Origin of the sequence: Cycloclasticus zancles 78-ME (genome assembly GCF_000442595.1) — a bacterium.
Classification (GTDB): Bacteria; Pseudomonadota; Gammaproteobacteria; order Methylococcales; family Cycloclasticaceae; genus Cycloclasticus; species Cycloclasticus pugetii.
The window spans coordinates 2,023,992-2,048,386 of sequence record NC_021917.1 but is presented as its reverse complement, the minus strand read 5'-3'; the positions used below and the strand labels follow the sequence as shown (position 1 = coordinate 2,048,386).

Sequence of the window (24,395 nt, the reverse complement as noted above, 5' to 3'; positions counted from 1 at the left end):
GTAATACGACTGTTACCCGTGAGTGATAGGCGTATTAGTAATATCTTTTAGAATACCGTTCTTAATATTGTAAACCCAGCCGTGTACCGATAAGTCAGCACCACTTTTCCAAGCATTCTTGACGATAGTGGTGTCACAAACATTAGCTACTTGCTCAATCACGTTTAATTCACATAAACGGTGTTCCATTTCTTCCTGATCAGTAATTGCATTTAACTCAGTTGCGTGAAGGCGATGTACATCTTTAATGTGCCCAAGCCAATTATCAATAAGCCCATGGTCAACGTCCTCCAGTGAGGCTTTGATACCGCCGCAACCATAATGGCCGCAAACGATAATATGCTTAACTTTAAGTACTTCAATGGCAAACTGCATAACCGACAAGCAGTTTAGATCACTGTGGATAACCATATTAGCAATGTTACGATGAACAAAGACCTCACCTGGGGCAAGATTCAGTAGCTGATTGGACGGTACTCGGCTATCAGAGCAGCCAATCCAAAGGTACTCGGGTGATTGCAGTTTAGATAAATTTTTAAAAAAGTTTGGGTCTTCGTCTGTAATGGACTGAGCCCACTCTTTATTTTGTTTAAAAAGATGTTCCAGCTTTTTCATATTCATTTGCCACGATGATTTTTAATGGTGATTAAATTTTACATGAATTTGGGTCACTATCTCACCGATCTTTAGGCCAAATGAATCGATTGCTAAATAATTGTCGGTTCCGACTTAAAGGTATATGCTAAAAGTATCAACAAATGATAGGAGGATAAGATGAGTCATCATACCTATAAATATATTGAGCTAACGGGTAGTTCAGAAGTCAGCTCGGACGATGCAATAAAAAATGCCATTGAAGCTGCGGCTAAAACAACCCGTAATATGGATTGGTTTGAAGTGATAGAAACGCGCGGTCACCTAGCCCAAGGGCAAATTAAACATTGGCAAGTAACCGTTAAAATAGGCTTCCGGTTAGAAGACTAAGGAGTAAAGCGGGGTAGCAGATGGATTATAAAGATTATTACACCATTATGGGTGTTGAGCGCGATGCGAAACAAGATGAGATAAAACGCGCGTATAAGAAGTTAGCACGTAAATACCACCCTGATGTAAACAAAGCCGAGGATGCAGAAGCCCGTTTTAAAGAGCTTGGTGAAGCCTACGATGTACTAAAAGACCCAGAAAAGCGTGCGGCCTACGATCAGTTGGGTGCTAATTGGAAAGCTGGTCAAGACTTTAACCCACCACCAAATTGGGACGAGGGTTATGAATTTAGTGGTGGTTACAGCGATGGCGATGGTGCGGACTATAGTGACTTTTTCGAGTCTTTATTTGGCCAGCAGTTTAACCAAGGGCAAGCAGGTCGTCAGCAAGCCGGTTTTAACGCACGAGGGCAAGATCATCATGCCAAAGTAAGCATAGAACTCATGGATGCCTACTATGGTGCAATACATAGTATTACCCTAAACGCCGCTGAATTGGACGCTAACGGGCAAGTAGTCACTAAACAGCGAACCTTAAAGGTAAAAATCCCTAAAGGGGTTAAAAAAGGCCAGCGGATTCGTTTGGCGGGTCAAGGGTCGGCCGGTATAGGCCAAGGCGGCAAAGGTGATTTATACCTAGAAATTGATTTTAAAGCACACCCTTTTTACCGTGTCGATGGGCATGATGTGTACCTGGATTTACCTATTACTCCATGGGAGGCAGCCTTAGGCGCGAGCATTAAAGTACCAACGCCCGATGGGCCGGTCGATATGAAAATACCAGCGGGCACAAAAGGTGGCGGAAAAATGCGATTAAAAGGGCGGGGTATACCTAGCATACCACCGGGTGATTTATACGTAGTGCCACAAATTACCTTGCCAGCAGCGGATACTGAAGAGGCAAAAGCGTTGTACCAGCAAATGGAACAAACTTTAGGTTATAACCCACGTAGTAAATTGGGAGTGTAATGACGATGAACGATAAAATACTTAAAGGGCTCCTGCTAGATGAAGCAACGGTACTGTCTTTAGATGACTTATGCCAAGCGTGTTCAAGCAGTAATGAATGGGTAATTGAATTGGTGCAGGAGGGTATATTGGAACCTCAGGGGCAGCGGCAAACGCAGTGGCAGTTTAGTGCTCGTTGTCTGCAAAAAGCACACGCCGCCATGCGCTTGCAGCGTGACCTAGATATCAATCTATCCGGTATTGCCTTGGCGTTGGATTTACTCGATGAAATTGACAGCCTAAAATCACGCCTATTGCAGTTAGAGCAAGCGGCAAAATGACTAAAGCATCGGTTGTTGATCGCGCTCAAATCACCGTTTTTTATGATCAATCCTGTCCCAGCTGCGTTAAAGATCGTGCGTTATTTGAGCGGCTAGCCGGTCAGCGGTCGGCTTTATTTAGTTGGTTTGATATCACCAGTCAAGACCAAGCCTTGAGGCAACGTGGGATAGACCCGTTCAAAGCCTTGCGTGAATTACACATAGAAGATGCTCATGGGGTTATCCATTCAGAAATGGATGCCTACAGCATTATGATGAAGCAAGTGCCACTATTAATGCCACTGGGTGTGCTTATCTGCTTGCCGGGTATCAAACCCGTACTCAGTTATTTTTACCGACGCATGGTTGATAAGCGTTTGGCTTGCGAAGGCCGCTTATAAGTTGGGTAACCATTTGCAAACAAGTTGAGCCGCTTTGTATTGGTGCTAGGTTAATGGTGAACTCGCTACAGCAACAAATCCTCATCAATCGGGTGAAAAACGCTAGCCGCATCAATCAGAGACTTTGCCGTTAACGCCGGTACACCATAAACTTCCGTTCTTACGCCATACTGCAGGTTTATTTTCTCCAGCAATAGATCAAAATCTCCATCACCCGACAGTAAAATTACACGATCCACCTCTTTGGCTGCGTCTAGCACGTCAATTGTAATGCCTACGTCCCAGTCGCCTTTAGCGCTGCCATCAATACGTTGAATAAATGGCTTCAGCTTAACGCTAAAGCCCATGTGTTTAAGTGCCGATTGAAACTTATGCTGGCCATCGTCATCACGCTGGGTGGCATACGCAGTAGCCTGGGTAATCGTGCACTGCTGACTAATAATTTGCCATAATTTACGGTAATTAAACTGGCGACCATATGCCTGTCGGGTGGTGTAGTAGATGTTTTGTACATCAACAAAAAGAGCGGTTTTATTCATAAGGCAGTTGAAGCAGGGCTGATAGTTGGGTGTGAAAAGTAGTGCGTTAGGCTAGCATACACAGTGGTTAAATCGTGTCATGGGTTGAAGAAAAGACTGAGTAACGTGTTTTAAACGCAGTTGCAATAAGAGGATCTTTTTTTGGGTAAAAGGCCCCAAAGTGAAGTATAAGGAGAGGGCATTTTTGTTGTCATCTCTACCGTGTTGGGTATGATCAATAAGTATTTCATTGAAGCTAAAATTTAAGGAGATGATATTGTTTGAGTTTACGGATATGAAAGCTGTTTTTGGTGCAATTAAATGAAGCGTGCATATTACTCATCGACTATTTCAGCTTTCTGTAATCAAGAGCCCAATGAAATTTTAGGGCAAATGACTCGGGCTCATTCCTTTGATTTAACTGCTTTCCAAACAGCTGCATGGGTTGAGCAAACAATCTTATTAAGAGAGTGCTTGCTTGAGCATAAAGGGAAAATATACTTCGAGTTTTCAATACCAAGAATGGGTAGACGAATTGATGCTGTTGTTGTCACAGAGTCTGTTATTTTTGTCATTGAGTTCAAAGTAGGAGCTAGCACATATGAAAGTGCGGACTTAGAGCAAGTCATGGATTATGCGCTAGATTTGCACAATTTTCATGAAGGCAGTCACAACATAAAAATAGTGCCTATTCTAGTGGCAACTAAGGCGCCAGCAATTGAAATCATGCTAGAGGATGACGAGCTACTTTCTCCTATTTGCTGTAACAACAAAAATTTAGGTAGCACTATAAACAGAGCTTTAACTACATATTTTAAGCACTTAATTGACTGTAATGAATGGGAAGCGAGTAGCTACAAACCAACACCAACAATTATTGAAGCAACGTTAGCTCTATACAACGGTCACTCTGTTAGTGCGATTTCACGCAGTGATGCAAGTACGTTAAACCTGTCGGAAACATCTAAGACGGTTGCAGATATTATTACTCGTTCAAAGGCAGACTCTCAAAAATCGATAATATTTGTGACAGGTGTGCCTGGCGCTGGAAAAACGTTAGTGGGGTTAGATGTTGCAACAGCTCATGTTGACCCCGATGATGAGCTTTATAGTGTGTTTCTTTCAGGTAACGGGCCGTTAGTTAAAATATTGCAAGAAGCCTTAGCGCGTGACAAAGTAACTAGGGAACAGGCAGTTGGCAAAAAAGTGCGTAAAGGTGATGCATTGAGCGAAGTGAAGGCATTCATTCAAAATGTTCATCATTTTCGTGACGAAGGTTTGTTGGATTTGTTGAAGCCACCTGTTGAGCACGTAGCATTATTTGATGAAGCTCAAAGAGCATGGACGAAAGCGCAAACTGTTAAATTTATGCGCGAGAAAAAGAACAGCCCGGATTTTAACCAGTCTGAGCCTGAGTTCTTAATTTCTTGTATGGATAGGCATAATGACTGGGCAGTAGTCGTGTGTTTAGTTGGTGGTGGGCAAGAAATTAATACGGGTGAGGCCGGTATTAGTGAATGGTTTGAGGCAATCGAAACGTCTTTTCCTCATTGGAAAATATATCTTTCCGATCATTTGACTGACAGTGAGTATGCGGCTGGAAAAATCGTTAGTCAAGCTAGAAAGAATTCGATGGTTACTTTCAAACCTGAATTACATTTACGTACATCGGTTCGTTCTTTTCGAAGCGAAAAAGTATCGCTTTTTGTGAAACAATTACTAGACCTTGATGAAGATGCTGCTCGTGAAAATTTATCACTAATCCATGATAAATACCCTATCGTACTGACAAGGGATCTTTCTGTTGCTAAAAAATGGGTAAAAAAACAAGCTAGAGGTTCTGAGCGTTATGGAATGGTTGTATCTTCACAAGCAGAAAGATTGAAACCCCATGCTATTGATGTCCGTGTAAAAGCGAACCCTGTGCATTGGTTTTTGAATGATAAAAAAGATGTGCGCTCATCGTATTACCTTGAAGATGTCGCCACTGAATTTGATGTTCAAGGACTTGAGTTAGATTGGGTATGCGTGGCTTGGGATGCAGATTTTCGATATGACAAAATTCATTGGAAGAATTGGTCGTTTCGTGGCTCTAAGTGGCAACGAATCCATAAGTCAGAACGACAGATTTATCAAAAGAACGCTTATCGTGTTTTATTAACTAGAGCAAGGCAAGGCATGGTTATATTCGTACCAGAAGGTGATGATGGCGACCATACTAGGCCAAGAGAATATTATGATGGGACATATCATTATTTAAAAAGACTAGGCATAAGATCTCTTTGATATTCTTATAGACAGGCTCTATCCGCTAAGATATTTTTTAACCTAAATCCCCATTATCTAAAATAGTTAGCTAATAATTCCACAGCCCATGTCGGCACAGGCTCTTTAATAAGGTTTATTTGCCCATTACGTATTACAGCAACTTGTTGAAAAGGGTTATCTAAGCGAGAGTTATCTAAGAGATAGCTGAAATCACACAAGGGGAGCACTTGTTTAATATTTTTCATTACCCTTGGGAGTCTGCTGATTACCTTGTCACTGGGTACGTGGTGAGCACCTTCGCTGACCCGTTGTGATACGCGTGCTTGGTTAAGAGCGGCTGTTTCTAAGTGAATATATACTAAGACTATTTCGTAACCTAATGCTTTTGCTTTGGCGATAAAGTCTATTTTTGAGGGGTGTGAAAAAACGGTTTCAAAACAAAAGCTGCGACCTTCTTTAAGTAGTTCTAAACGTATGTTTTCTGCTATTTTTGCTGCCTCGTAACTGCGCTGTTCCGCTTCATTTGGGTAGAGCTGTTGGGCTAAAATATCGGCGTTAATAAAGGCCATACCTAGCGGTTCTAGGCGGGTTCTGTAAAAGGTACTTTTACCTGCGCCGTTTCCCCCAGCCAGTAGCCAAAGCTGTTTTTTATTGTGGGTATTCAAGCTTATTTGGCGATGAACTGCCCATTCTCAAATGTGCCTACGGTGATGTTGCCATTAGCCTCTATTTGCTCCAGATAACCGGGGTGGTTTGTTGACGCTTGATAGCGGATGGTGCTTTCAGTCACATGCTTGCTTAAGGTGTTGTCTGTTCTTTCGCGTTCTAGTGCATCAAACACATCGTTGGGATTAATGTTTGGGCTATACACTGGTTCGGTTTTAATTTTAGTTAACCCAGAAACCACGGATAACAAAACGTCTGGGTCAAGTGTGGATGATACTGAACGGCCTAGCTCGGCCCAATATTCAATTTGTTCTGCGGCACTGCGATGAAAACGCTTGGCGGTTAAGCTAGCGGCTTGCATTAAGTCATCTTGCAGACGAATGGGAGATGATGCTTTTGCCATGTGAGCCTCGTGATTTCGAAAACTGGCTAAAATTGTAGCATAATGCTACAAAGTAAACAAAGGCAATGTGATGGTGGCCCTTGTTCTTCATCGCCTAATGTAGAGCGACCTAATTGGTTTGTAAAATGGGTTCCAAGTGGTCCCAAATCTTTTGTGCAATAATTGGCTGGGCTTTTTCATTGGGGTGTAATTGGTCTGCTTGCATCATGTCGGGTTCGAGTGCGACATCCTCTAAAATAAACGGTACAAAAGGAACGTCCATTTCTTCGGCCAACTCTGGGTAGTTGTTGTAGAACATTTCGGTGTAGCGTTGCCCATAATTTGAAGGAATACGCATGCTAAGCAAGAGGGTTTGCGCACCGTTGGCTTTGATCCGTTTGACGAGTTCTCGTAAATTTTTCTTGATTAAGGTGGGAGGCATTCCACGCAAGCCATCATTTGCACCTAATTCTAATAGAACTATTTCGGGTGTATGTTGTTCTAAGGCTTGGTCAATTCGGGCAAGCCCGCCTGCGGTGGTGTCACCACTAATACTTTTATTTATAAGTGTGTAGGGCTTGTTTTGTTCGTTAAGTGTTTGTTGTAATAGGTTAACCCAGCCTTTTTCTATAGGCATTCCGTAGCCTGCACTTATACTATCGCCCAGGACCACGATGGTCTTAGCGAAAGGTGCGGACGAAAACAATGCAAAAACTAACAGTAAATATATTCTAATCATGTTGAAAACCAGTAATCCTATTATTGAAACAAAAAATCTAAATAAAACTGTACCTGTTGCCGATGGTGACTTGACTATTTTATCAGCCGTAAACTTAACTGTTGATGAAGGAGAAAGTATAGCGATTGTAGGAGCATCTGGCTCAGGTAAATCGACGCTGTTGGGGTTGCTGGCAGGTTTAGATAGCCCAACTGGCGGTACTGTCATACTAAATGGCGAAGAATTAACGGCGTTAGACGAGGATGGTCGAGCGGGTATACGAAATAAGTTGGTGGGATTTGTTTTTCAGTCGTTTCAATTGATGCCGCGTTTGAGTGCCTTAGAAAACGTCATGCTGCCTTTGGAATTACGTGGCGATAAACAAGCAAAAAAAACTGCAACGGCTTTATTGAAACGAGTTGGGTTAGGTCATCGTTTAGAGCATACGCCAATGAAACTATCAGGCGGAGAGCAGCAACGAGTGGCGTTGGCACGTGCTTTTGTGACGAGGCCGGCAATTTTATTTGCTGATGAGCCTACGGGCAATTTAGACAGTAAAACGGGCGATCAGATTATTGAGCTGTTGTTTGAATTAAATCAAGAGCAAAAGACAACGCTGGTGCTAGTGACTCATGATATGGCGTTGGCTTCTCGATGTCAGCGTAGTGTGCATATTGAAGCGGGGCAAGTTATATGAACCGATTGAGTTTAGCCCTTCGTTTGTTAAGCCGAGATTTTCGTAGTGGTGAATTAACATTATTAGCGTTGGCTTTGGTGATTGCTGTGACAAGCTCTACGGCCATTAGTTTATTTGCTGATCGCTTACATCGTACGATGAATTCACAAGCAGCAGAATTTTTGGCGGCTGATTTGGTGGTCAGTAGCTCTGATATCATCTCCAATACATGGCTAGATGAAGCAAAGCGGCTAGGATTAAAGCAAGCAAGAACGACTGAGTTTTCGACGGTCGTCATCGAAAATGATGAGTTGCTGTTGGTGGGGGTAAAGGCGGTTAGTAACGCCTATCCGTTACGAGGGCACTTAAAAACAAGGGCAATGCTTGATGCGGTAGAAACCGTTCATAAGCAAGGGCCAGAGGCTGGTAATGTTTGGGTTGATAGCCGTGTTTTGTCTACCTTAAAACTACAAGTGGGTGATGTTTTAACCGTTGGGGATCAGTCTTTGACGGTCAGTCATGTGCTTAGTTATGAGCCCGATAAGCGGGGTGATATTTATAGTTTATCACCAAGGGTTATGATGAATCAGTTAGACCTACAGGCCACCAATGTTATACAGCCGGGTAGTCGTGTCCATTATTTCTTTCAGTTTAGTGGAGAAGCTAATGCGATTAAACGCTTTAATGCGTGGGTAAAGCCTTTGTTATCGGCTTCACAAAGATTAATGGACGTGCAAGATGACCGGCCCGAACTAGGAAATGCGTTGTCTCGAGCTGAGCGTTATTTGGGGCTCTCGAGTATTTTGGTTATTTTAATTGCTGGTGTTGCTATTGCCATGTCTAGTCGCCGATATAGTGAGCGACATTTTAATTCTACCGCGGTGCTGCGTTGCTTGGGGTGTAAGCAGAATGATATTTTGTTGATATTCCTATATCAGTTTTTTTTAATAGGTGCCGTGGCTTGTTCGGCTGGACTATTATTTGGCTGGTTGACACAAGAAGCACTGTTTCATCTATTGCGTAATTTATTACCCGCTATGGTGTCAGATCCAAGCCTTATTGCTGTGATGTTTGGTTTTATGACGGGGTTTGCCATTTTGATTGGTTTTGCCTTGCCACCTTTGCTAAGGCTCAAACGGGTTTCGCCCTTACGGGTTTTACGCCGAGAGCTCGAACCGTTGAATAGTAGCGCCTGGTTGGTTTATGGTTTAGCGCTTACTTTGATTAGTGGGCTTATTTATCGATACACCGATGATTTAATGCTGTTGTTTTCAATAATGGGTGGCGGCTTATTGGCGGTAATTTTTTCAGCAGGCTTGGTGTACGTGCTTTTATTGCAAGGTCGCAAGTTATTACCGCATGTTGGCTTAGCTGGACGCTTGGGTTTGCAAGGCGTGTTAAGAGACCCCAAGGCCAGTGTGACCCAAGTCTTAGCGTTTAGCATCACGATTTTGGCTATGTTACTGAGTTTTACGGTGAGGAATGATTTGTTAACCGATTGGCAACAGCAAATACCTGATGAGGCACCGAATTATTTTGCGATTAATATTTTTCCTGACCAAGTGGCTAACTTCGATAATATATTGAGTCGCCAGGGTGTTCCCGCTGCTAGTTTTCACCCAGTTGTACGTGGACGTTTAGTGGCTATTAATGGAACGCCGGTGCAAAAAATTGTTAGCAAAGACTCCCAAGGAGAGCGTGCAACACATCGTGATTTAAGCCTGACATGGAATAAGGAGCTGCCGCTAGATAATAAAACTCTAGCTGGACAGTGGAGCGGGACGAAAAAAGGCGAAGTGTCTATTGAAAGTAAGTTAGCTGAAAGTTTGCAGGTGAAGCTAGGCGATCAGCTGACCTTTAGTATTGGTAGTGAGCAAATTAACGCCAAAATAACGCACCTGCGGAGCGTGCAATGGGACACGATGAAACCGAATTTTTACATGGTGTTTTCTGAAGAAACCTTGGCTAACTTTCCAACCACATACATCACGAGTTTTTATTTATCAGAAAATAATAAAACGCTCTTAAATGATCTGGTCAGGCAATTTCCAGCGATGACCTTGTTGGAAGTGGATGCCATGTTGAAACAAATAAAACTGATTTTATCGCAACTCACTAGTGCGATTAATTACTTATTATATTTTGCTTTGTTAGCTGGTTTTACCGTACTGCTGTCGTCGATATATTCAACATTGGATACTCGAATTTCAGAAGGTGCTTTGATGCGAACATTGGGTGCTCATCGCAGGCTATTACGCAATGCCCATTTAATTGAGTTTGCTGCAATTGGGGTCATGTCGGGGTTAGTTGCGGTGTTTATTTTCAACTGGGTGTTGTTTGGTTTATATCGCTATGTGCTTCACTTGGATTTTTATTTTAATTGGGTATTGTGTCTTGTAGTACCCATTATTAGTGCTGGCTGCGTTGTCTTGGCTGGTTTCTGGGGTGTTAAAGATGTGGTTAATAAGTCACCTGTGCATATGCTTCGAGGGACGTAAGCAACGTGTATTATTTGTATGAACGATAGAGGTTAAAATATATATTATGAAAAATATTTCCCTACAAGACCAATTGCTAAAGGCTGGCTTGACCAGTAAGTCGAAAGCGCATAAAGCTAAAACGCAAAAGCATAAACAAATTAAACAGAAACAAAAAAATAAAATTCAGGTGGTTGATCAAGCGGCCGTGTTGGCTGAGGAAGCTAAGCTAAAACAGCAAGAAAAGGATCGTTTGCTTAATGAGAAACGCAATCAACAAGCTGAGCAGAAACAAATTGCCGGACAAATTAACCAACTTATCTCGCTTAATAAATTAGATAAAGACGAAGAGGGTGCCCCGTTTAATTTTACTCACGATAATAAAGTAAAAGCCATTTATATAGATGAAGCTTTGCGACAACGTATTGTTGCAGGCACGGCGGTGATTGTTCAGCTAGGTAAAACCTACGAAGTCGTGCCTATTGGGGTTGCTGAAAAAATTGCACAGCGCGATAAAGAGCGTGTGATTTATTTAGAAGATGTTTCACCTATTTCATCGGATGATGCCTATGCTGATTACGCTGTGCCGGATGATTTGATGTGGTAAGGGCAGCTGACGAAAGGGTCATAGAGAGTTGTCGCCAATGGGTTGAGACAGTAATTATTGCGTTGAATTTTTGCCCGTTTGCAAAACCTGTTGTTAATGCGGGGCGCGTTGACTACAAGGTGATTAATGAGCGCGGTGTTGAGCAAGCTTTAATGGCGCTTAGTGATCAGCTCAGTTACCTTGTAAACAACGATCATGTCGAAACGAGCTTATTGATTTACCCACAGGGCTTAGAATCATTCGATGACTATCTTGATTTTGCTGCGATAGCCGATGATTTATTGCTTGAGGAGGGGTATGAAGGTGTATTTCAAATAGCTACGTTTCACCCAGACTATTGTTTTGAAGGCCAGCAGCAAGATGATGCATCTAATTATACAAATCGTTCGCCATATCCAATATTACATATTTTACGAGAAGCAAGCATAGAAGCAGCGTTAGAGAGTGTATCAAGCCCCGATAAAATACCAAGCAGAAATATTGAGTTGGCCAGAGCAAAAGGTTTGGAAGGCATGCAAGCGTTGCTGACGGCGTGCCAATCAACATAAAAAAGCCCGCTTTAGTATTCAAGCGGGCTTTTTTGTAACGATATGACTGTGTCTTTAACGGGTGCCCGTTTTGAGGTTTTCAATATCTTGGCTTTTAAGGTATTCATCATAGGTGCCATGGAAATCAACAATGCCATTAGGTGTTATTTCAACAATGCGGTTGGCAAGTGAAGAGACGAATTCGCGGTCATGACTTACAAAAATTAATGTGCCATCATAATTATCCAAAGCTAAGTTTAAGGCTTCGATAGACTCCATATCTAAATGGTTTGTTGGTTCGTCCATTAACATGACATTGGTTTCGCCCAAGGTTAGTTTGCCAAACAGTAGACGGTTTTTCTCACCACCGGAACACACAGCAACTTTTTTATTAAAATCATCGGATGAAAAGAGCAAACGCCCCAAGGTCATGCGGACTACTTGGTCATTATGACTTGGTTTTCGCCACTGACTCATCCAGTCGAATAAGGTCATGTCGACATTAAAATCGTCGCTAGCATCTTGCGGGCAATAGCCAAGAGTGGCATTTTCTGCCCATTGAATAGTACCCTTGTTAGGACTTATTTCATTCATGAGGCAACGCAAGAAAGTCGTTTTACCGGCACCATTTTCGCCAATAACAGCTAAGCGTGTACCGGCTTGTAAAATCATGCTGGTGTTTGTAAATAAAGTTTCATCAAAACCATGCTCAAGGTTTTCAATGGTGACGGCTTCACGATGAAGTTTTTTAATTTGATTGAAGCGGATAAATGGGCTCACACGTGATGAGGGTTTAATATCGGCCAGTTCAATTTTTTCTAATTTCTTAGCTCGTGATGTTGCTTGTTTGGCTTTAGACGCATTGGCAGAAAAGCGACTAACAAATTGTTGCAGTTCAGCCATTTGAGTTTTCTTCTTGGCATTCTCTGATTGTAGTAACTCGCGCGCTTGGGTTGATGCGATCATGAAATCATCGTAGTTGCCCGGGTATATACGCAGTTCGCCGTAGTCAATATCTGCCATGTGCGTGCAAACGGCATTTAAGAAATGTCGATCATGCGAGATGATGATCATGGTGCTTTTTGACTGATTGATAATCCCTTCAAGCCAGCGAATCGTATTAATGTCCAAGTTGTTGGTGGGCTCATCGAGAAGTAATACGTCAGGCTCTGAAAAGAGTGCTTGGGCTAATAAAACACGCAGTTTCCAGCCCGGAGCAACGTTACTCATTAGGCCGTAATGGAATTCTTGTTCAATCCCCGCACTCATGAGTAGTTCTTCTGCACGACTTTCAGCGCTGTAGCCATCCATTTCAGCAAACTCAACTTCTAATTCGGCAACCCGCATGCCTTCTTCTTCGGTCATTTCAGCTAATGAATAGATACGTTCACGTTCTTGTTTTACCTTCCAGAGTTCATCGTGTCCCATGATGACGGTATCAACAACGGTGTGTTCTTCAAAGGCAAATTGGTCTTGGCCTAATTTACCGATACGTTCTCCTGGGTCTTTTGATACGTTGCCGGATGTAGGCTCTAAATCGCCTCCTAATATTTTCATATAGGTTGATTTGCCACAACCGTTTGCGCCGATAAGCCCGTAACGGTTGCCGTTGCCAAACTTGGCTGAAACGTTTTCAAAAAGTGGCTTAGAGCCAAACTGCATGGTGATGTTTGCGCTAATTAACATAGTGATTGCTCGTTATAAATGTGTTGTTTAAAAGTGTGGTTACCGATTTCCAAAATTATCAGGTCGGTTGGTAGGTTTATTTTGAGTATTGCGTTTTTTTGCACGAGTGGAGCCATTCGGTTTAGCACCGGTGTTTGTTTTAGGTTTGGCAGGTGAATGGTTTTTGGGTGTTGATTTTCTAGGGCGTTGATTATTATGGCCATTTTGAATCGGTTCTGGTTTGATGCTTAGATCAGGTTCATAACCTTCAAAAGTAACTTTTTTGATATCGGTTTTAATCAGGCGCTCAATACCTTTTAGTAGTTTTAATTCATCAACACAAACTAGAGACATGGCTTCACCTTCGCTGCCTGCTCGGCCAGTACGACCGATGCGGTGTACATAATCTTCAGGCACATTAGGCAGTTCAAAATTAACCACATGGGGAAGCTGGTCAATGTCTAGGCCACGAGCGGCGATGTCTGTGGCGACCAATACACGAATATCGTTGGATTTAAAGTTTGCTAATGCTTTAGTGCGAGCCCCTTGGCTTTTATTACCATGAATAGCGGCTGCAGTAATACCATCTTTATTGAGTTGCTCGGATAATTTGTTGGCGCCATGTTTAGTGCGTGTAAACACCAGGACTTGTTTCCAGTCATTTGAGCCAATAAGAAAAGATAATAATTCACGTTTGCGTTTTTTATCAACAGGGTGAACGACTTGGGAGATCAGCTCCGATGCAGAATTCTCTTTGGCGACTTCTACTAACGCAGGGTTATGTAACAGGCTGCTCGTTAGTTTCTTAATTTCGTTTGAGAAGGTGGCTGAAAACAGTAGTGTTTGTTTTTGCTGAGGTAGTAAAGCTAAAACCTTTCTAATGTCTCGAATAAAGCCCATATCAAGCATACGATCGGCCTCATCGAGTACGAGGATTTCGACGGATGATAGGTCAACAGTATTTTGGCTGACATGATCGAGAAGACGGCCTGGCGTTGCGACTAAAATATCAACACCCTTACGCAATTTTTGCTTTTGTGGATTAATGTTTACGCCACCAAATATAACAAACGATGATAAGGGTAAATGTTGACCATAATCTCTGACGCTCTCAGCAACTTGTGCCGCTAGTTCGCGCGTTGGTGTTAATACTAAGGCGCGAACTTTGCCCGCCTTTGGTTTCGCGTCGCCAGATTCCATAAGGCGTTGTAAAACAGGTAACGTGAAACTGGCTGTTTTTCCGGTGCCAGTTTGTGCGCCGCCCATTAGGTCTCGTCCTTCTAGGATGAGTGGAATGGATTGGGCTTGGATTGAGGTGGGTTCGGTGTAGCCTTTTTTAGATACAGCGGTGATTAATTCAGCTCTGAGGCCGAGTGAGTCGAACGACATATAGTTTTCTCCGTGAGTCCATCCGCCATTTAATAAATGGCACGGTCGAGGTGGAAGCAATGTTTAGTTACGGCGGGCAGTATTTTAATATTGCCACGTTTTGAGGTGGGTGCAGACCGATCAGCACAACCATTTTGAGGGGCTTATTGTACCTGATCGCTAAAGAATATAGTGATATATGTCAGTAAAGGTTGAGAAAAAGCTGTTTTTCTAAAGAAAGTACGTTAGAATTAATCTCGCTACATTCTCTACTGGTTTTTGTAAGATCTGCTCTTGTTAATTTCCTTGTAAGATTTGTAACATTTTTTAATTTTAATTTTATTGAGGTATTATCATGGCAACAGGAACAGTTAAGTGGTTCAACGAATCTAAAGGCTTCGGCTTTATTACTCCAGAAGATGGCAGCAAAGATGTATTCGTACATTTCTCAGCTATCGCTAGCGAAGGTTTTCGTACATTAAACGAAGGTCAGCAAGTGAACTTCGACGTAGAGAATGGCCCTAAAGGCCCACAAGCTGTAAACGTAACAGCTTAAGTTTCTATTCGTATGAAAAAGCCTCGCTTAATGCGGGGCTTTTTTTTGTCTACACACTATGTAGGTGTTTTTTAAGGTATGATTGATTTGAGGTATATTTAAGGGTTAGAGGTAATGGCTGAGATATTTGATCAAGTTAATGCGGCACTGCTACCAAGTGCATTTATTATATTAATGGGTGTTTTGCTGAGGTATTGGGAGCCTGCGGGTCTTACATTACATGAAACTCGGCGTGTCATCAGTACCTTGGTGATTAATCTGTTTTACCCGGCACTTATTTTTTCTGTTATTCCTAATGTGACCCTATCGGGAGACATTTTTAGTGCTCCGATGGTATCAAATGTAGGTATTGTTGTTGGCATGCTTGCGTGTTGGGTTTTCTACCCTTGGTTAAAACGTCAAGGTTTGGGTAAACCTGAACTGGGCGCGTTAATGTTGGTTTGTGGTTTAGGGAATATTATTTCTCTGGGAGTGCCGTTACTACAGGCGATGCAAGGTGACGAGGCCGCAAGGTTCGCTATTTATGTCGATATTATGGCCATTACACCAATGTTGTGGATTGTTGGTTTGTGGATAGCGATAGAATGGGGTGATAATAACGAGCAAAAGCAAACTCCGTTAAGGTTTATTAAATCATTATTAAGCCTGCCGCCCATATGGGCCTTTGTTGTTGCAATTTTGATGAATATTTATGACATTAGTTTGCCGCTGTTTCTTCAAAAGGGCACCACGATGCTGGGAAATATTACGATGTCGGGTATGTTGTTGGTCGTGGGGATGTCGCTCTCATTTGGTAGCCTAAGGAAGCACAAAGGCATTGCTATTTTGGCGTCAGCAGTAAAGCTACTTGTCGTCCCAGCGGTCGTTTACTTTACAGCAAATGCAACCATGACAGATGTTAAAACAATACATGCGACGGTCTTGGTAGCAGCTACGCCGTCGATGATGGCAACAATGATTTTAAGCGAGCGTTATGGTTTGAATACGGAGCTATTGTCTACTGTATTAGTGGCAAGTACGGCATTATTTTTTATTACTTTGCCGATTTGGTTGGTGGTGCTGTAGGTTTTTTTCGCTAGGGTCTTTGAGTTGATTTTGTAATTCATCCAGAGATGATTCAACCTCTTTAATGGGGGCGGAAATACTGTTATCGAGGGTGTTTTTAGCACGTTCCACGGATTGTTTTAATTCTTCGACACGAATTTGTTCGTCAATTTCATATTTAACTGTTTTTACCATACCGCGTGCCTTACCGAGCCATAAGCCTGTGGTACGTGCTACACGTGGAAGCTTCTCTGGGCCTATGACCAGTAGTGCGATAATACCAATGAGGCAGATTTCAAAAAAACCGATATCAAACATGCTTTTTAGTGTTAAGAGTGGCTGTTTATTAGAAGAGTTATAGGGGCAGTATAAGATAAACAACAGAGGTTAACCAAGAGTCATCAATCTTAGGTGATAGATTTCCCTTAAAAAAATGATCATGTAGAATGCTGTCTAATGAAAGAATTAGCTTTAATGGGCTTATTGATAGGTTGCTATATAGTGTAAGCCGTATCGTTGAATGCCTTATTATGAGTTGTCGGTAAAGGAACCTATTTGTAGTTATAAACTCAAAGGGGTGGTAAGTATTTATTAATATTGAGGAAAATATGTCTGTTACATTAACTGAAAACGCTGCAATGCAAGTGCAGGATCAATTGAATAAACGGGGTAAAGGGTTGGGCTTACGATTGGGTGTTCGTGAGTCTGGTTGCTCGGGTTACTCTTATGTCATTGATTTTGCAGATGAAGTTGAGTCTAAGGATACTGTTTTCGAAATGCATGGTGTTAAAGTCATCATCAATGAAGACTCGTTGAGTTTTTTAGATGGGATGGAGTTGGATTTTGCAAGGGAAGGTATTAATTCTGCCTTCAAGTTCAATAACCCAAATGTGAAAGATGCGTGTGGCTGCGGTGAAAGTTTTACCGTTGAGCCATAATTTTTTTCCTGTGCATAATTTAGTCTTCGTGATAGTTTTTACGGCTTATTAGCTGATTGCTAGAAAGGGCCGTAATCTGTAGACTACACACATTGTGACAGTTCGCTGTCAGATAACCTAATACCGTGAATTTACACGGGTTTTTCTAAAATTAATTTTTATTGTTGGAGTGATACTATGGCGCTTGAGCGTACTTTTTCTATTGTAAAACCGGATGCAGTTGCAAAAAATGTAATTGGACAAATTTATGCTCGCTTTGAAGAAGCGGGATTAAAAATTGTAGCGTCTAAAATGTTGCAACTTTCTCGTGAGCAAGCAGAAGGCTTCTATGCTGTGCATAAAGAGCGTCCTTTTTATAATGACTTGGTTTCATTTATGATCTCTGGCCCTGTCATGGTTCAAGTGCTTGAGGGTGAAAATGCTATTTTGAAAAACCGTGAAGTGATGGGTGCAACAAACCCAGCTGAAGCCGAAGCAGGTACTATTCGTAAAGACTTTGCAGATAGCATTGATGAAAATGCAGTTCATGGCTCAGATGCGCCTGAAACAGCGGCTGAAGAAATTAAGTTCTTCTTTAATGATGATGAACTGTGCGAACGTCTTCGTTAAACACTGATGAACTCAAAACAAAACTTGTTGAATTTAGATCGTAAGGGTCTGGAAACATTTTTTACTGAAATAGGTGAAAAACCATTTCGTGCGAAACAAGTTTTGAAATGGATTCATCAAGAAGGCATTTCTGATTTTGAGTTAATGACGAATATCAGCAAGGGGTTGCGAACACGCCTTGCTGATATTGCTGAGGTACGCGTACCTGAGATAGTCTTCGAACAAAAATCTGATGATGGAACCTATAAATGGGTGCTTGAGTTAGATGGGCAAAACCGTATCGAAACAGTTTTTATTCCTGAAGAAGGTCGCGGTACCTTATGCGTGTCATCGCAAGTAGGTTGTGCGCTTGAGTGCACTTTTTGTTCTACGGCGACACAAGGTTTCAATCGTAACTTATCTGTTGCTGAAATTATTGGGCAGGTATGGGTGGCGGTTAAGGCGCTAAAAGGTAAAGCCAATCTAACAAATGTTGTGATGATGGGAATGGGCGAGCCGCTACTTAACTTCAACAATACCGTTACGGCCTTAAACTTAATGATGGACGATTTTGCATACGGCTTAGCCAAACGTCGTGTCACAGTCAGTACCTCTGGTGTTGTGCCAGCGATGTATCGTTTGGCCGAAGTGAGTGATGCGAGCCTGGCAGTTTCCCTTCATGCGCCGAACGACGAATTAAGAAACGAATTAGTACCAATTAATAAAAAATATCCAATTGCTGAGTTGTTAGAAGCCTGTAAGCATTATATTAAAGGCGAAAAACGCCGAAAAATAACCTTTGAATACGTGATGTTAAGCGGCGTAAATGATTCGGTTGAGCAAGCGCATGAATTAAAGCGCTTATTGGCTGATGTGCCGTCCAAAGTGAATTTGATTCCTTTTAACCCCTTTCCTAATACACACTACAAACGCTCTAGTAATAATGCGATCCACCGGTTTACCAATGTCTTGAAAGAGGCTGGACTGATAACAACAACACGTAAAACACGTGGAGACGATATTGATGCTGCTTGTGGGCAATTGGTTGGCAAGGTGAAAGATAAAACAAAACGACAGCTTAAGAACCAGAGGGTAACCGCGGTATGAATAAATGGATTATTCAAATAATAATGCTGTGTTTTTTGGCTACCCTTGTAGCTTGCCAGCCGCAACAAGTTAAAGAAAATAGCGCCTCATCTATCCAAGGCACAGAAAAAAGCCCTGCTGATGTTTATGTATCCCTTGGTGTGGAATATATGAAAAGAGGGATGAATGAAGTGGCGTTAGAAAAACTAAAGAAGGCAATAGATGTTGACCCTTTTTCCAGTAACGCACATAACGTTCTAGCCGTACTCTACGACCGTTTAGGCGAAAAATCATTAGCCGGTGAACATTATAAAAAAGCAGTGACTCTAAGCCCAAGGAACTCAAGTGCACAAAATAATTATGCACGCTATCTATGTAGCATGAATGAATTTGAGTTGGCAGATCAACACTTTAATATAGCAGTTAAAAATCCATTGTATCGGTCTGCGGTGGCGGCGTTAACGAACGCAGGAACGTGTGCATGGAAAGCGGGGCAATTAGATAAAGCAGAAAGCTATTATCGTACGGCCTTACAGCGAAATAACCGTTCGGCTGTGACATTATTACAAATGGCCAAATTAAAATTTGAAATGCAGAACTACTTATCCGTACGGGCTTATCTGCAGCGCTTTAAAGAAGTAAGCAAGCATACACCAGCCTCTTTATGGTTAGGTATTCAAGCAGAAGATAAGCTGGGCGATAGCGATAGTGTTGCCAGTTATATTCTTCAATTAAAACGACTTTATCCAGACTCGCACGAAATGGGCTTGTTAGAAAAAAGTAAGTTCAACCGTTAACAATAACACAAGGCCAATGAGTAAAAAGTTACAAGCCATTCGTGGTATGCATGATATTTTGCCCGATAAAACACCATTGTGGCAGCGATTAGAAAAAGCGATGTCAACAGTGTGTCAACAATACGGTTATTCAGAAATACGCATGCCGTTAGTTGAAAGTACGGATTTGTTTTGTCGCTCGATCGGTGAAGTGACCGATATCGTTGAAAAAGAAATGTACACATTCGATGATCGCAATGGAGACTCACTGAGCTTGCGGCCAGAAGGAACAGCAAGTTGCGTAAGAGCTGGTTTAGAGCATGGTTTGTTTTATAACCAAGTTCAACGTTTATGGTATCAAGGCCCTATGTTTCGTCATGAACGTCCGCAAAAAGGGCGTTATCGACAGTTTCATCAAATTGGTATTGAATGTTTTGGTATGTCGGGCGCAGAGATTGAAGCTGAAGTCATTCTTATGTCGTATAGACTCTGGAAAAACCTTGGTTTAGCAAGCGAATTAATCTTAGAGATTAATACATTGGGTACGCTCGAAGAGCGGACAGCCTATAAAGATATTTTGGTGGCGTACTTTAAGCAACATTTAGAACAATTAGATGAAGATAGCACACGTCGATTAGCCACGAACCCACTGCGCATATTGGACAGCAAAAACCCAGCCATGCAAACATTAATCGAATCAGCGCCACAATTAATAGATTCTTTAGGTGAGCAGTCCACGCAACATTTTGAAACGTTGCAAGGCTATTTGATGGATGCAGGTATTCGATTTAAACATAACCCACGGTTGGTTCGAGGTTTAGATTATTATTCACACACGGTGTTTGAATGGACCACTACATCACTAGGTGCACAAGGAACTGTTTGTGCTGGTGGTCGTTACGACGGTTTGATCGACCAACTGGGTGGTAAGCAAACCCCTGCTGTTGGTTTGGCAATGGGCGTTGAACGTTTGGTACTGCTGTTGGAGCAGCGTGAATGGCCTGAAGCAACACCCTTGGCTTATATCGTTTATCAAGGTGAGCCGGCTAGAAAAGAAGCGATACAATTGGCTGAACGTTTACGGGATCAATTGCCGGAAGAAGGCATTGTTCTTCATTGTGGCAGTGGTAGCTTAAAAAGTCAGTTTAAAAAGGCAGACAAGGTTGGTGCCAAGTTCGCGCTCATTCTAGGTGAAGCAGAAATTGAAGAAAATAAAGTGAGTATTAAGTTTTTACGTGACAGACAAGAACAACAACAAGTGCCGAATAATCAAATAGACGCATTTTTAAAAAATAACAGTTAAAACGGAAAAGATGATGGACACTTATCAAACAGAAGAAGAACAAGTTGAACGGATCAAAAAATGGTGGGCAGATAACTCTCGTTCACTTATTGCTGGAGTCGTGTTGGGTTTAATAGGTCTTTTTGGTTGGCAAAGTTGGCAGGGCCAGCAGCAAAACCATGCGCTGGAAGCTTCAGATGCCTACCAGCAATTGGCCCAATCAATGGAAAGCTCAACGTTTGAAGCGGCAATTGTCTTGGCTGAAGAAATTGATAAAACCTATAGCGATACACCTTATGCAGCGTTGGCTGGCTTGCAAAAAGCCAAAGCACAACTTGAAACTGGTGATCGTAAAGCGGCAGTTGAATCACTAGAAAAAGTGGCTGATTTGGATGGCAATAAAGCCCTTCAACATATTGCGCGTATACGTGCGTTTAGAATTAGACTGGCTGATGGTGATGCGAATGGCGTTGTTAGTGATCTTGAATCAGTGATTTCGGGAGAAAACGGGATTAACCCAGGACAATTTATTGGCCAATACGAGGCATTAAAAGGTGATGCATATCGCCAGTTGGGTAATGTAGAAAAAGCTAGATCTGGCTATATGGCAGCATTGAGAGACGCAACATTAGATAGCCAGTTGATCCAGTTAAAACTGGATGACCTAGGACCGCCAACTATTGTTGACAGTACAGAAGCTGTACAAGAGATAGAAAAATGAGTCGGTTAAGCCTAGTTATTTTGCTGCTTTTTTTAGCAGGTTGTGCGGGAATCGTAGAAAAAACCAAATCGGCCGGTAAGAGTTTGGAAAGTGGCATTATCGATATGATGAGCACATCCGAAGAAGATGAGTCTGCACCCCCACGTGAATTGGCTGAAATTGTTGAGGAAGTTAGCCTTACACCTGTCTGGCAGCAAAAAGCAAGTGAAGGCAAAGGCTCTAAATACCTGAAGCTTGAAATGGTCGTGTCAGATGGCAAGCTTTTCGTAGCGGATTTAAAAGGCAAGGTCCTTGCAATAGATCAAATGACGGGTGAACTAATATGGGAAGTCAAAACTGAACTTCCGATCTCAGGTGGCTTAGAGGTGGGTTATGAACATGTCTTCTTTGGCACCACAGATGCTGATGTTGTTGCACTAAAATTAAATGATGGTGATACAGCATGGACTTCACAAGTCTCTAGTGAAGTATTGTCAACACCGAGGTTTTCAGATGGGCTTCTTGTGGTTCGTAGTGTTGATGGCGCAGTGAATACACTGGATGCTGCAAACGGTGAAGAGCGTTGGTCGTATATTCGCGATGTACCAGCATTAAGTTTACGTGGTACCAGTTCTCCGGTTGTTAAAAGTGGAGGTGTTATCTGTGGCTATGCTAATGGTAAATTGGTGGTGTTGCGATTAAAAGATGGTCTGCAGATCTGGGAAACAAGTGTTGCCGTAGCGAGAGGCCGTGGTGCACTATCACGGATGGTAGATGTGGATTCAGATCCATTAGCAGGAGAGCGTTATATTTATGCAGCCACCTTCAATGGCGGGGTTGTAGCCGTTGATGTAAGGTCTGGCCAAATTGTGTGGCGTCGCTCAGAAATGTCGTCATATAAGAAAATGATTGCAGACTGGGTGTCCATTTATGTTGTTGATGTGAATAACCACCTATGGTCTGCTGACCAAAATGATGGCAGCATTAATTGGCTACAGGATAGTTTAGAGCACCGCCAATTAACACCCCTTACTCAAGCTGGAGATTATTTGTTAACGGCTGATTACGAAGGCTATCTTCATGTGATAAATAGCACGGATGGCGCGTTGGTTGGACGTTTAAGAGTGAGTGATGTCGCGATTTCTACAGCGCCTATTATTGATGATGGCTTGATTTATGTGCAAGACATAGAAGGTGTTATAACGGCCTTACGAATGGACACTCTGTCGGTCACGGAAGAGTAAACGATGCTACCTGTTATTGCCTTAGTTGGCCGACCTAATGTCGGTAAATCAACATTATTTAATTACTTAACGCGTACACGTGATGCATTAGTTGCTGATTACCCAGGGCTTACCCGTGATCGACAATATGGGTTAGTAAAACGTGCAGATATCAAATCTCTAGTGGTTGATACGGGTGGAATTACGGCAACTGCAGACGGCATTGATGGCGTTGCTGTAGAGCAGGTCGAGCGAGCACTTGAAGAAGCTGATGTGGTTTTATTTTTGGTTGATACGCGCCATGGTATTCACCCTATTGATGAAGAAATAGGGCAAAATTTACGAAAACTTGGCAAACAAATCGTACTTGTTGCAAATAAAACTGATGGTTTAGATGCTAATACACATATCGCAGAATTTCATAAAATGGGCTTCGATAAACCATGGCCGATTGCAGCAACACATGGGCGAGGTGTGGTTGAGCTCTTAAGGCATGTATCAAACATTTTGCCGAAAATAGAGTCATTTGATGACACATTGGCAGGAGAAGGAATCAGGGTTGCTGTCATTGGGCGACCTAATGTAGGCAAATCGACACTGATTAATCGCTTGCTGGGTGAGGAGCGGGTCGTCGTTTTTGATCAGCCCGGCACTACGCGTGATAGTGTTTTTATCCCTTTTGAACGTGATGGCAAACAATATACATTGATTGATACGGCTGGTGTTCGTCGTCGTTCAAAAGTATCAGAAGCCGTTGAGAAATTTAGCATTGTGCAAACACTACGTGCAATTGATGACACGCACGTGGTCATTTACATGATTGATGCGAGTGAAGGGGTGACCGATCAGGATGCGAGTTTGCTCGGAATGGTACTGGAATCAGGACGAGCATTGGTTATTGGTTTAAATAAATGGGATGGCTTGTCGGAAGATCAACGAGAAAAAGTGAAGCGTCAAATTGATGTGAAATTAAGTTTTCTTGAGTATGCGGAACGTTACTTTATTTCTGCGTTGCATGGCAGTGGTGTCGGTAAGTTATTTGAATCAATTGGGGCGTTATATCGATCTGCGATGATTGATATGTCAACACCACGGTTAACCGAAATTCTTGAAAATGCGATCAAAGCTCACCAACCCCCATTGGTAGGTGGTCGTCGGATTAAACTGAAATTTGCACACCAAGGTGGGCAAAACCCACCTGTCATCATCATTCATGGTAACCAAACGGTGTCGGTTCCTGGTAGTTATAAGCGATATTTAATGAATGCCTTTAGAGAAAAGCTAGGGTTAGTGGGAACACCGGTAAGGATAGAGTTTAAATCGCCGGATAATCCTTATGCTAAAAAAACAAGGAAGTCGGCGACAAATATCGAAAAAGGCAAAGTCAGTAAATTAAAAGAGAAAAGAAAAAGCAAACCTAAACATCGATAACTAAACCCTTCTTAGGCCGTAGGGTCACTCGCTTTTTCCTGAATTTTAATACCCTGGCCTTCGTGTTTGAGGTTTAAAAGCTCAGGATATTTTTTAGTACGTTTCTTTAAGCTGTGCCGAATTGAACGAATGAGGTACCTGGTGTTAGTGTCCCAAGGTAAGTCAAATTCATTTTTACAGTGTGTGCAGGTAAAAGTGGCTGTTTCACCATCATGGATAATAGTGGTGATTGTCCAATGGTCGCATT

General features: G+C 42.3%; 27 protein-coding genes. 19 read left to right on the top strand and 8 right to left on the bottom strand.

Features of this window, described 5'->3' with window-relative positions; all coding sequences use genetic code 11:
- Positions 1–12: 12 nt before the first annotated feature.
- Complete coding sequence (gene can / locus CYCME_RS09810) at positions 13–615, bottom strand: carbonate dehydratase (protein WP_015005397.1); 603 nt, start codon at positions 613–615, stop codon at positions 13–15.
- 159 nt (positions 616–774) lie between these two features.
- Here can and CYCME_RS09805 point away from each other — a divergent pair, with 159 nt between their 5' ends.
- From CYCME_RS09805 to CYCME_RS09790, 4 genes are read left to right on the top strand one after another with little or no spacing between them, the layout of a single operon-like run.
- A complete protein-coding gene (locus CYCME_RS09805) occupies positions 775–984 on the top strand; it encodes a dodecin (protein ID WP_015005398.1) in 210 nt (69 codons plus the stop codon).
- A gap of 20 nt (positions 985–1,004) precedes the next feature.
- Positions 1,005–1,952 carry a DnaJ C-terminal domain-containing protein gene (locus tag CYCME_RS09800; RefSeq protein WP_020932908.1) on the top strand — a complete coding sequence of 316 codons (948 nt, stop codon included), beginning with the start codon at positions 1,005–1,007 and terminating at the stop codon, positions 1,950–1,952.
- Between the two features lie 5 nt (positions 1,953–1,957).
- A complete protein-coding gene (locus tag CYCME_RS09795) occupies positions 1,958–2,272 on the top strand; it encodes a chaperone modulator CbpM (protein ID WP_020932907.1) in 315 nt (104 codons plus the stop codon).
- On the top strand, positions 2,269–2,652 hold the full coding sequence (locus CYCME_RS09790) for a thiol-disulfide oxidoreductase DCC family protein (protein WP_020161885.1): 384 nt from the start codon (positions 2,269–2,271) through the stop codon (positions 2,650–2,652). Before CYCME_RS09795 ends, CYCME_RS09790 begins: the two co-directional genes overlap by 4 nt.
- 65 nt (positions 2,653–2,717) lie before the next feature.
- On the opposite strand, the gene CYCME_RS09785 is transcribed toward CYCME_RS09790, so the two are convergent.
- Positions 2,718–3,191 carry an NYN domain-containing protein gene (locus tag CYCME_RS09785; RefSeq protein WP_020932906.1) on the bottom strand — a complete coding sequence of 158 codons (474 nt, stop codon included), beginning with the start codon at positions 3,189–3,191 and terminating at the stop codon, positions 2,718–2,720.
- A 300-nt stretch (positions 3,192–3,491) separates the two neighbouring features.
- On the opposite strand from CYCME_RS09785, the gene CYCME_RS09780 reads away from it, so the two are divergent.
- Positions 3,492–5,456: a DUF2075 domain-containing protein gene (locus tag CYCME_RS09780; RefSeq protein ID WP_020932905.1), complete on the top strand. Its 1,965-nt coding sequence runs from the start codon at positions 3,492–3,494 to the stop codon at positions 5,454–5,456.
- Between the two features lie 53 nt (positions 5,457–5,509).
- Here CYCME_RS09780 and CYCME_RS09775 read toward each other — a convergent pair whose 3' ends face one another.
- The 3 genes from CYCME_RS09775 to CYCME_RS09765 form a co-directional block, all read right to left on the bottom strand.
- A complete protein-coding gene (locus CYCME_RS09775; protein ID WP_081651247.1) occupies positions 5,510–6,103 on the bottom strand; it encodes an AAA family ATPase in 594 nt (197 codons plus the stop codon).
- 2 nt (positions 6,104–6,105) lie between these two features.
- Positions 6,106–6,507, bottom strand: coding sequence for a TA system antitoxin ParD family protein (locus CYCME_RS09770; RefSeq protein WP_016389762.1), 402 nt, complete (start codon positions 6,505–6,507; stop codon positions 6,106–6,108).
- A gap of 109 nt (positions 6,508–6,616) precedes the next feature.
- On the bottom strand, positions 6,617–7,225 hold the full coding sequence (locus tag CYCME_RS09765; RefSeq protein ID WP_026362573.1) for an arylesterase: 609 nt from the start codon (positions 7,223–7,225) through the stop codon (positions 6,617–6,619).
- On the opposite strand from CYCME_RS09765, the gene CYCME_RS09760 reads away from it, so the two are divergent.
- From CYCME_RS09760 to CYCME_RS09745, 4 genes are read left to right on the top strand one after another with little or no spacing between them, the layout of a single operon-like run.
- Positions 7,224–7,901 (top strand): ABC transporter ATP-binding protein, encoded by a 678-nt coding sequence (locus CYCME_RS09760; RefSeq protein WP_016389760.1) that lies wholly within the window; start codon positions 7,224–7,226, stop codon positions 7,899–7,901. The genes CYCME_RS09765 and CYCME_RS09760 overlap by 2 nt on opposite strands.
- On the top strand, positions 7,898–10,378 hold the full coding sequence (locus CYCME_RS09755; protein WP_020932903.1) for an ABC transporter permease: 2,481 nt from the start codon (positions 7,898–7,900) through the stop codon (positions 10,376–10,378). Before CYCME_RS09760 ends, CYCME_RS09755 begins: the two co-directional genes overlap by 4 nt.
- A gap of 46 nt (positions 10,379–10,424) precedes the next feature.
- Positions 10,425–10,964 carry a DUF2058 domain-containing protein gene (locus CYCME_RS09750; protein ID WP_015005406.1) on the top strand — a complete coding sequence of 180 codons (540 nt, stop codon included), beginning with the start codon at positions 10,425–10,427 and terminating at the stop codon, positions 10,962–10,964.
- Complete coding sequence (locus tag CYCME_RS09745; protein ID WP_041932958.1) at positions 10,958–11,512, top strand: DUF1415 domain-containing protein; 555 nt, start codon at positions 10,958–10,960, stop codon at positions 11,510–11,512. The genes CYCME_RS09750 and CYCME_RS09745 overlap by 7 nt, the downstream gene beginning before the upstream one ends.
- A gap of 54 nt (positions 11,513–11,566) precedes the next feature.
- On the opposite strand, the gene CYCME_RS09740 is transcribed toward CYCME_RS09745, so the two are convergent.
- Positions 11,567–13,177, bottom strand: a complete 1,611-nt coding sequence (locus tag CYCME_RS09740; RefSeq protein WP_020932901.1) for an ABC-F family ATPase — start codon at positions 13,175–13,177, stop codon at positions 11,567–11,569.
- 39 nt (positions 13,178–13,216) lie between these two features.
- Complete coding sequence (locus CYCME_RS09735; RefSeq protein ID WP_020932900.1) at positions 13,217–14,545, bottom strand: DEAD/DEAH box helicase; 1,329 nt, start codon at positions 14,543–14,545, stop codon at positions 13,217–13,219.
- A gap of 334 nt (positions 14,546–14,879) precedes the next feature.
- On the opposite strand from CYCME_RS09735, the gene cspE reads away from it, so the two are divergent.
- Entirely contained in the window at positions 14,880–15,080 is a 201-nt protein-coding gene (gene cspE / locus CYCME_RS09730; protein ID WP_015005410.1) for a cold-shock protein, read from the top strand.
- 114 nt (positions 15,081–15,194) lie between these two features.
- Positions 15,195–16,145: an AEC family transporter gene (locus CYCME_RS09725; protein ID WP_020161889.1), complete on the top strand. Its 951-nt coding sequence runs from the start codon at positions 15,195–15,197 to the stop codon at positions 16,143–16,145.
- Here CYCME_RS09725 and tatB read toward each other — a convergent pair.
- Positions 16,104–16,442: a Sec-independent protein translocase protein TatB gene (tatB, locus tag CYCME_RS09720; protein WP_015005412.1), complete on the bottom strand. Its 339-nt coding sequence runs from the start codon at positions 16,440–16,442 to the stop codon at positions 16,104–16,106. The two genes, CYCME_RS09725 and tatB, sit on opposite strands and share 42 nt — an antisense overlap.
- Before the next feature lie 290 nt (positions 16,443–16,732).
- Between tatB and iscA the strand changes: the two genes are divergently transcribed.
- The 8 genes from iscA (at position 16,733) to der (ending at position 24,148) form a co-directional block, all read left to right on the top strand.
- A complete protein-coding gene (iscA, locus tag CYCME_RS09715; RefSeq protein WP_015005413.1) occupies positions 16,733–17,062 on the top strand; it encodes an iron-sulfur cluster assembly protein IscA in 330 nt (109 codons plus the stop codon).
- 177 nt (positions 17,063–17,239) lie between these two features.
- Positions 17,240–17,671: a nucleoside-diphosphate kinase gene (gene ndk / locus CYCME_RS09710; protein WP_015005414.1), complete on the top strand. Its 432-nt coding sequence runs from the start codon at positions 17,240–17,242 to the stop codon at positions 17,669–17,671.
- A 6-nt stretch (positions 17,672–17,677) separates the two neighbouring features.
- The gene (gene rlmN, locus CYCME_RS09705) at positions 17,678–18,757 is read left to right on the top strand and encodes a 23S rRNA (adenine(2503)-C(2))-methyltransferase RlmN (protein ID WP_016389751.1); all 1,080 of its coding nucleotides are present in this window, start codon (positions 17,678–17,680) and stop codon (positions 18,755–18,757) included.
- A complete protein-coding gene (gene pilW / locus CYCME_RS09700; RefSeq protein ID WP_041932957.1) occupies positions 18,754–19,533 on the top strand; it encodes a type IV pilus biogenesis/stability protein PilW in 780 nt (259 codons plus the stop codon). The genes rlmN and pilW overlap by 4 nt, the downstream gene beginning before the upstream one ends.
- A gap of 16 nt (positions 19,534–19,549) precedes the next feature.
- Complete coding sequence (hisS, locus tag CYCME_RS09695; RefSeq protein ID WP_020932898.1) at positions 19,550–20,815, top strand: histidine--tRNA ligase; 1,266 nt, start codon at positions 19,550–19,552, stop codon at positions 20,813–20,815.
- Between the two features lie 10 nt (positions 20,816–20,825).
- The gene (locus CYCME_RS09690) at positions 20,826–21,515 is read left to right on the top strand and encodes a YfgM family protein (RefSeq protein WP_223253184.1); all 690 of its coding nucleotides are present in this window, start codon (positions 20,826–20,828) and stop codon (positions 21,513–21,515) included.
- Positions 21,512–22,738 (top strand): outer membrane protein assembly factor BamB, encoded by a 1,227-nt coding sequence (gene bamB, locus CYCME_RS09685; protein ID WP_015005419.1) that lies wholly within the window; start codon positions 21,512–21,514, stop codon positions 22,736–22,738. Before CYCME_RS09690 ends, bamB begins: the two co-directional genes overlap by 4 nt.
- Before the next feature lie 3 nt (positions 22,739–22,741).
- Entirely contained in the window at positions 22,742–24,148 is a 1,407-nt protein-coding gene (gene der / locus CYCME_RS09680) for a ribosome biogenesis GTPase Der (RefSeq protein WP_015005420.1), read from the top strand.
- The last annotated feature ends 247 nt before the right edge of the window (positions 24,149–24,395 follow it).

Excerpts from the sequence above, each read along its gene's own strand:
- hisS (WP_020932898.1), top strand. The coding sequence starts at position 19,550 with ATGAGTAAAAAGTTACAAGCCATTCGTGGTATGCATGATATTTTGCCC.
- CYCME_RS09755 (WP_020932903.1), top strand. The coding sequence starts at position 7,898 with ATGAACCGATTGAGTTTAGCCCTTCGTTTGTTAAGCCGAGATTTTCGT.
- CYCME_RS09760 (WP_016389760.1), top strand. The coding sequence starts at position 7,224 with ATGTTGAAAACCAGTAATCCTATTATTGAAACAAAAAATCTAAATAAA.
- CYCME_RS09765 (WP_026362573.1), bottom strand. The coding sequence starts at position 7,225 with ATGATTAGAATATATTTACTGTTAGTTTTTGCATTGTTTTCGTCCGCA.
- tatB (WP_015005412.1), bottom strand. The coding sequence starts at position 16,442 with ATGTTTGATATCGGTTTTTTTGAAATCTGCCTCATTGGTATTATCGCA.
- CYCME_RS09800 (WP_020932908.1), top strand. The coding sequence starts at position 1,005 with ATGGATTATAAAGATTATTACACCATTATGGGTGTTGAGCGCGATGCG.
- CYCME_RS09780 (WP_020932905.1), top strand. The coding sequence starts at position 3,492 with ATGAAGCGTGCATATTACTCATCGACTATTTCAGCTTTCTGTAATCAA.
- CYCME_RS09790 (WP_020161885.1), top strand. The coding sequence starts at position 2,269 with ATGACTAAAGCATCGGTTGTTGATCGCGCTCAAATCACCGTTTTTTAT.
- CYCME_RS09795 (WP_020932907.1), top strand. The coding sequence starts at position 1,958 with ATGAACGATAAAATACTTAAAGGGCTCCTGCTAGATGAAGCAACGGTA.
- CYCME_RS09805 (WP_015005398.1), top strand. The coding sequence starts at position 775 with ATGAGTCATCATACCTATAAATATATTGAGCTAACGGGTAGTTCAGAA.
- can (WP_015005397.1), bottom strand. The coding sequence starts at position 615 with ATGAAAAAGCTGGAACATCTTTTTAAACAAAATAAAGAGTGGGCTCAG.
- pilW (WP_041932957.1), top strand. The coding sequence starts at position 18,754 with ATGAATAAATGGATTATTCAAATAATAATGCTGTGTTTTTTGGCTACC.
- CYCME_RS09770 (WP_016389762.1), bottom strand. The coding sequence starts at position 6,507 with ATGGCAAAAGCATCATCTCCCATTCGTCTGCAAGATGACTTAATGCAA.
- bamB (WP_015005419.1), top strand. The coding sequence starts at position 21,512 with ATGAGTCGGTTAAGCCTAGTTATTTTGCTGCTTTTTTTAGCAGGTTGT.
- CYCME_RS09725 (WP_020161889.1), top strand. The coding sequence starts at position 15,195 with ATGGCTGAGATATTTGATCAAGTTAATGCGGCACTGCTACCAAGTGCA.
- CYCME_RS09740 (WP_020932901.1), bottom strand. The coding sequence starts at position 13,177 with ATGTTAATTAGCGCAAACATCACCATGCAGTTTGGCTCTAAGCCACTT.
- ndk (WP_015005414.1), top strand. The coding sequence starts at position 17,240 with ATGGCGCTTGAGCGTACTTTTTCTATTGTAAAACCGGATGCAGTTGCA.
- CYCME_RS09735 (WP_020932900.1), bottom strand. The coding sequence starts at position 14,545 with ATGTCGTTCGACTCACTCGGCCTCAGAGCTGAATTAATCACCGCTGTA.
- CYCME_RS09750 (WP_015005406.1), top strand. The coding sequence starts at position 10,425 with ATGAAAAATATTTCCCTACAAGACCAATTGCTAAAGGCTGGCTTGACC.
- cspE (WP_015005410.1), top strand. The coding sequence starts at position 14,880 with ATGGCAACAGGAACAGTTAAGTGGTTCAACGAATCTAAAGGCTTCGGC.
- rlmN (WP_016389751.1), top strand. The coding sequence starts at position 17,678 with ATGAACTCAAAACAAAACTTGTTGAATTTAGATCGTAAGGGTCTGGAA.
- der (WP_015005420.1), top strand. The coding sequence starts at position 22,742 with ATGCTACCTGTTATTGCCTTAGTTGGCCGACCTAATGTCGGTAAATCA.
- CYCME_RS09785 (WP_020932906.1), bottom strand. The coding sequence starts at position 3,191 with ATGAATAAAACCGCTCTTTTTGTTGATGTACAAAACATCTACTACACC.
- CYCME_RS09690 (WP_223253184.1), top strand. The coding sequence starts at position 20,826 with ATGATGGACACTTATCAAACAGAAGAAGAACAAGTTGAACGGATCAAA.
- iscA (WP_015005413.1), top strand. The coding sequence starts at position 16,733 with ATGTCTGTTACATTAACTGAAAACGCTGCAATGCAAGTGCAGGATCAA.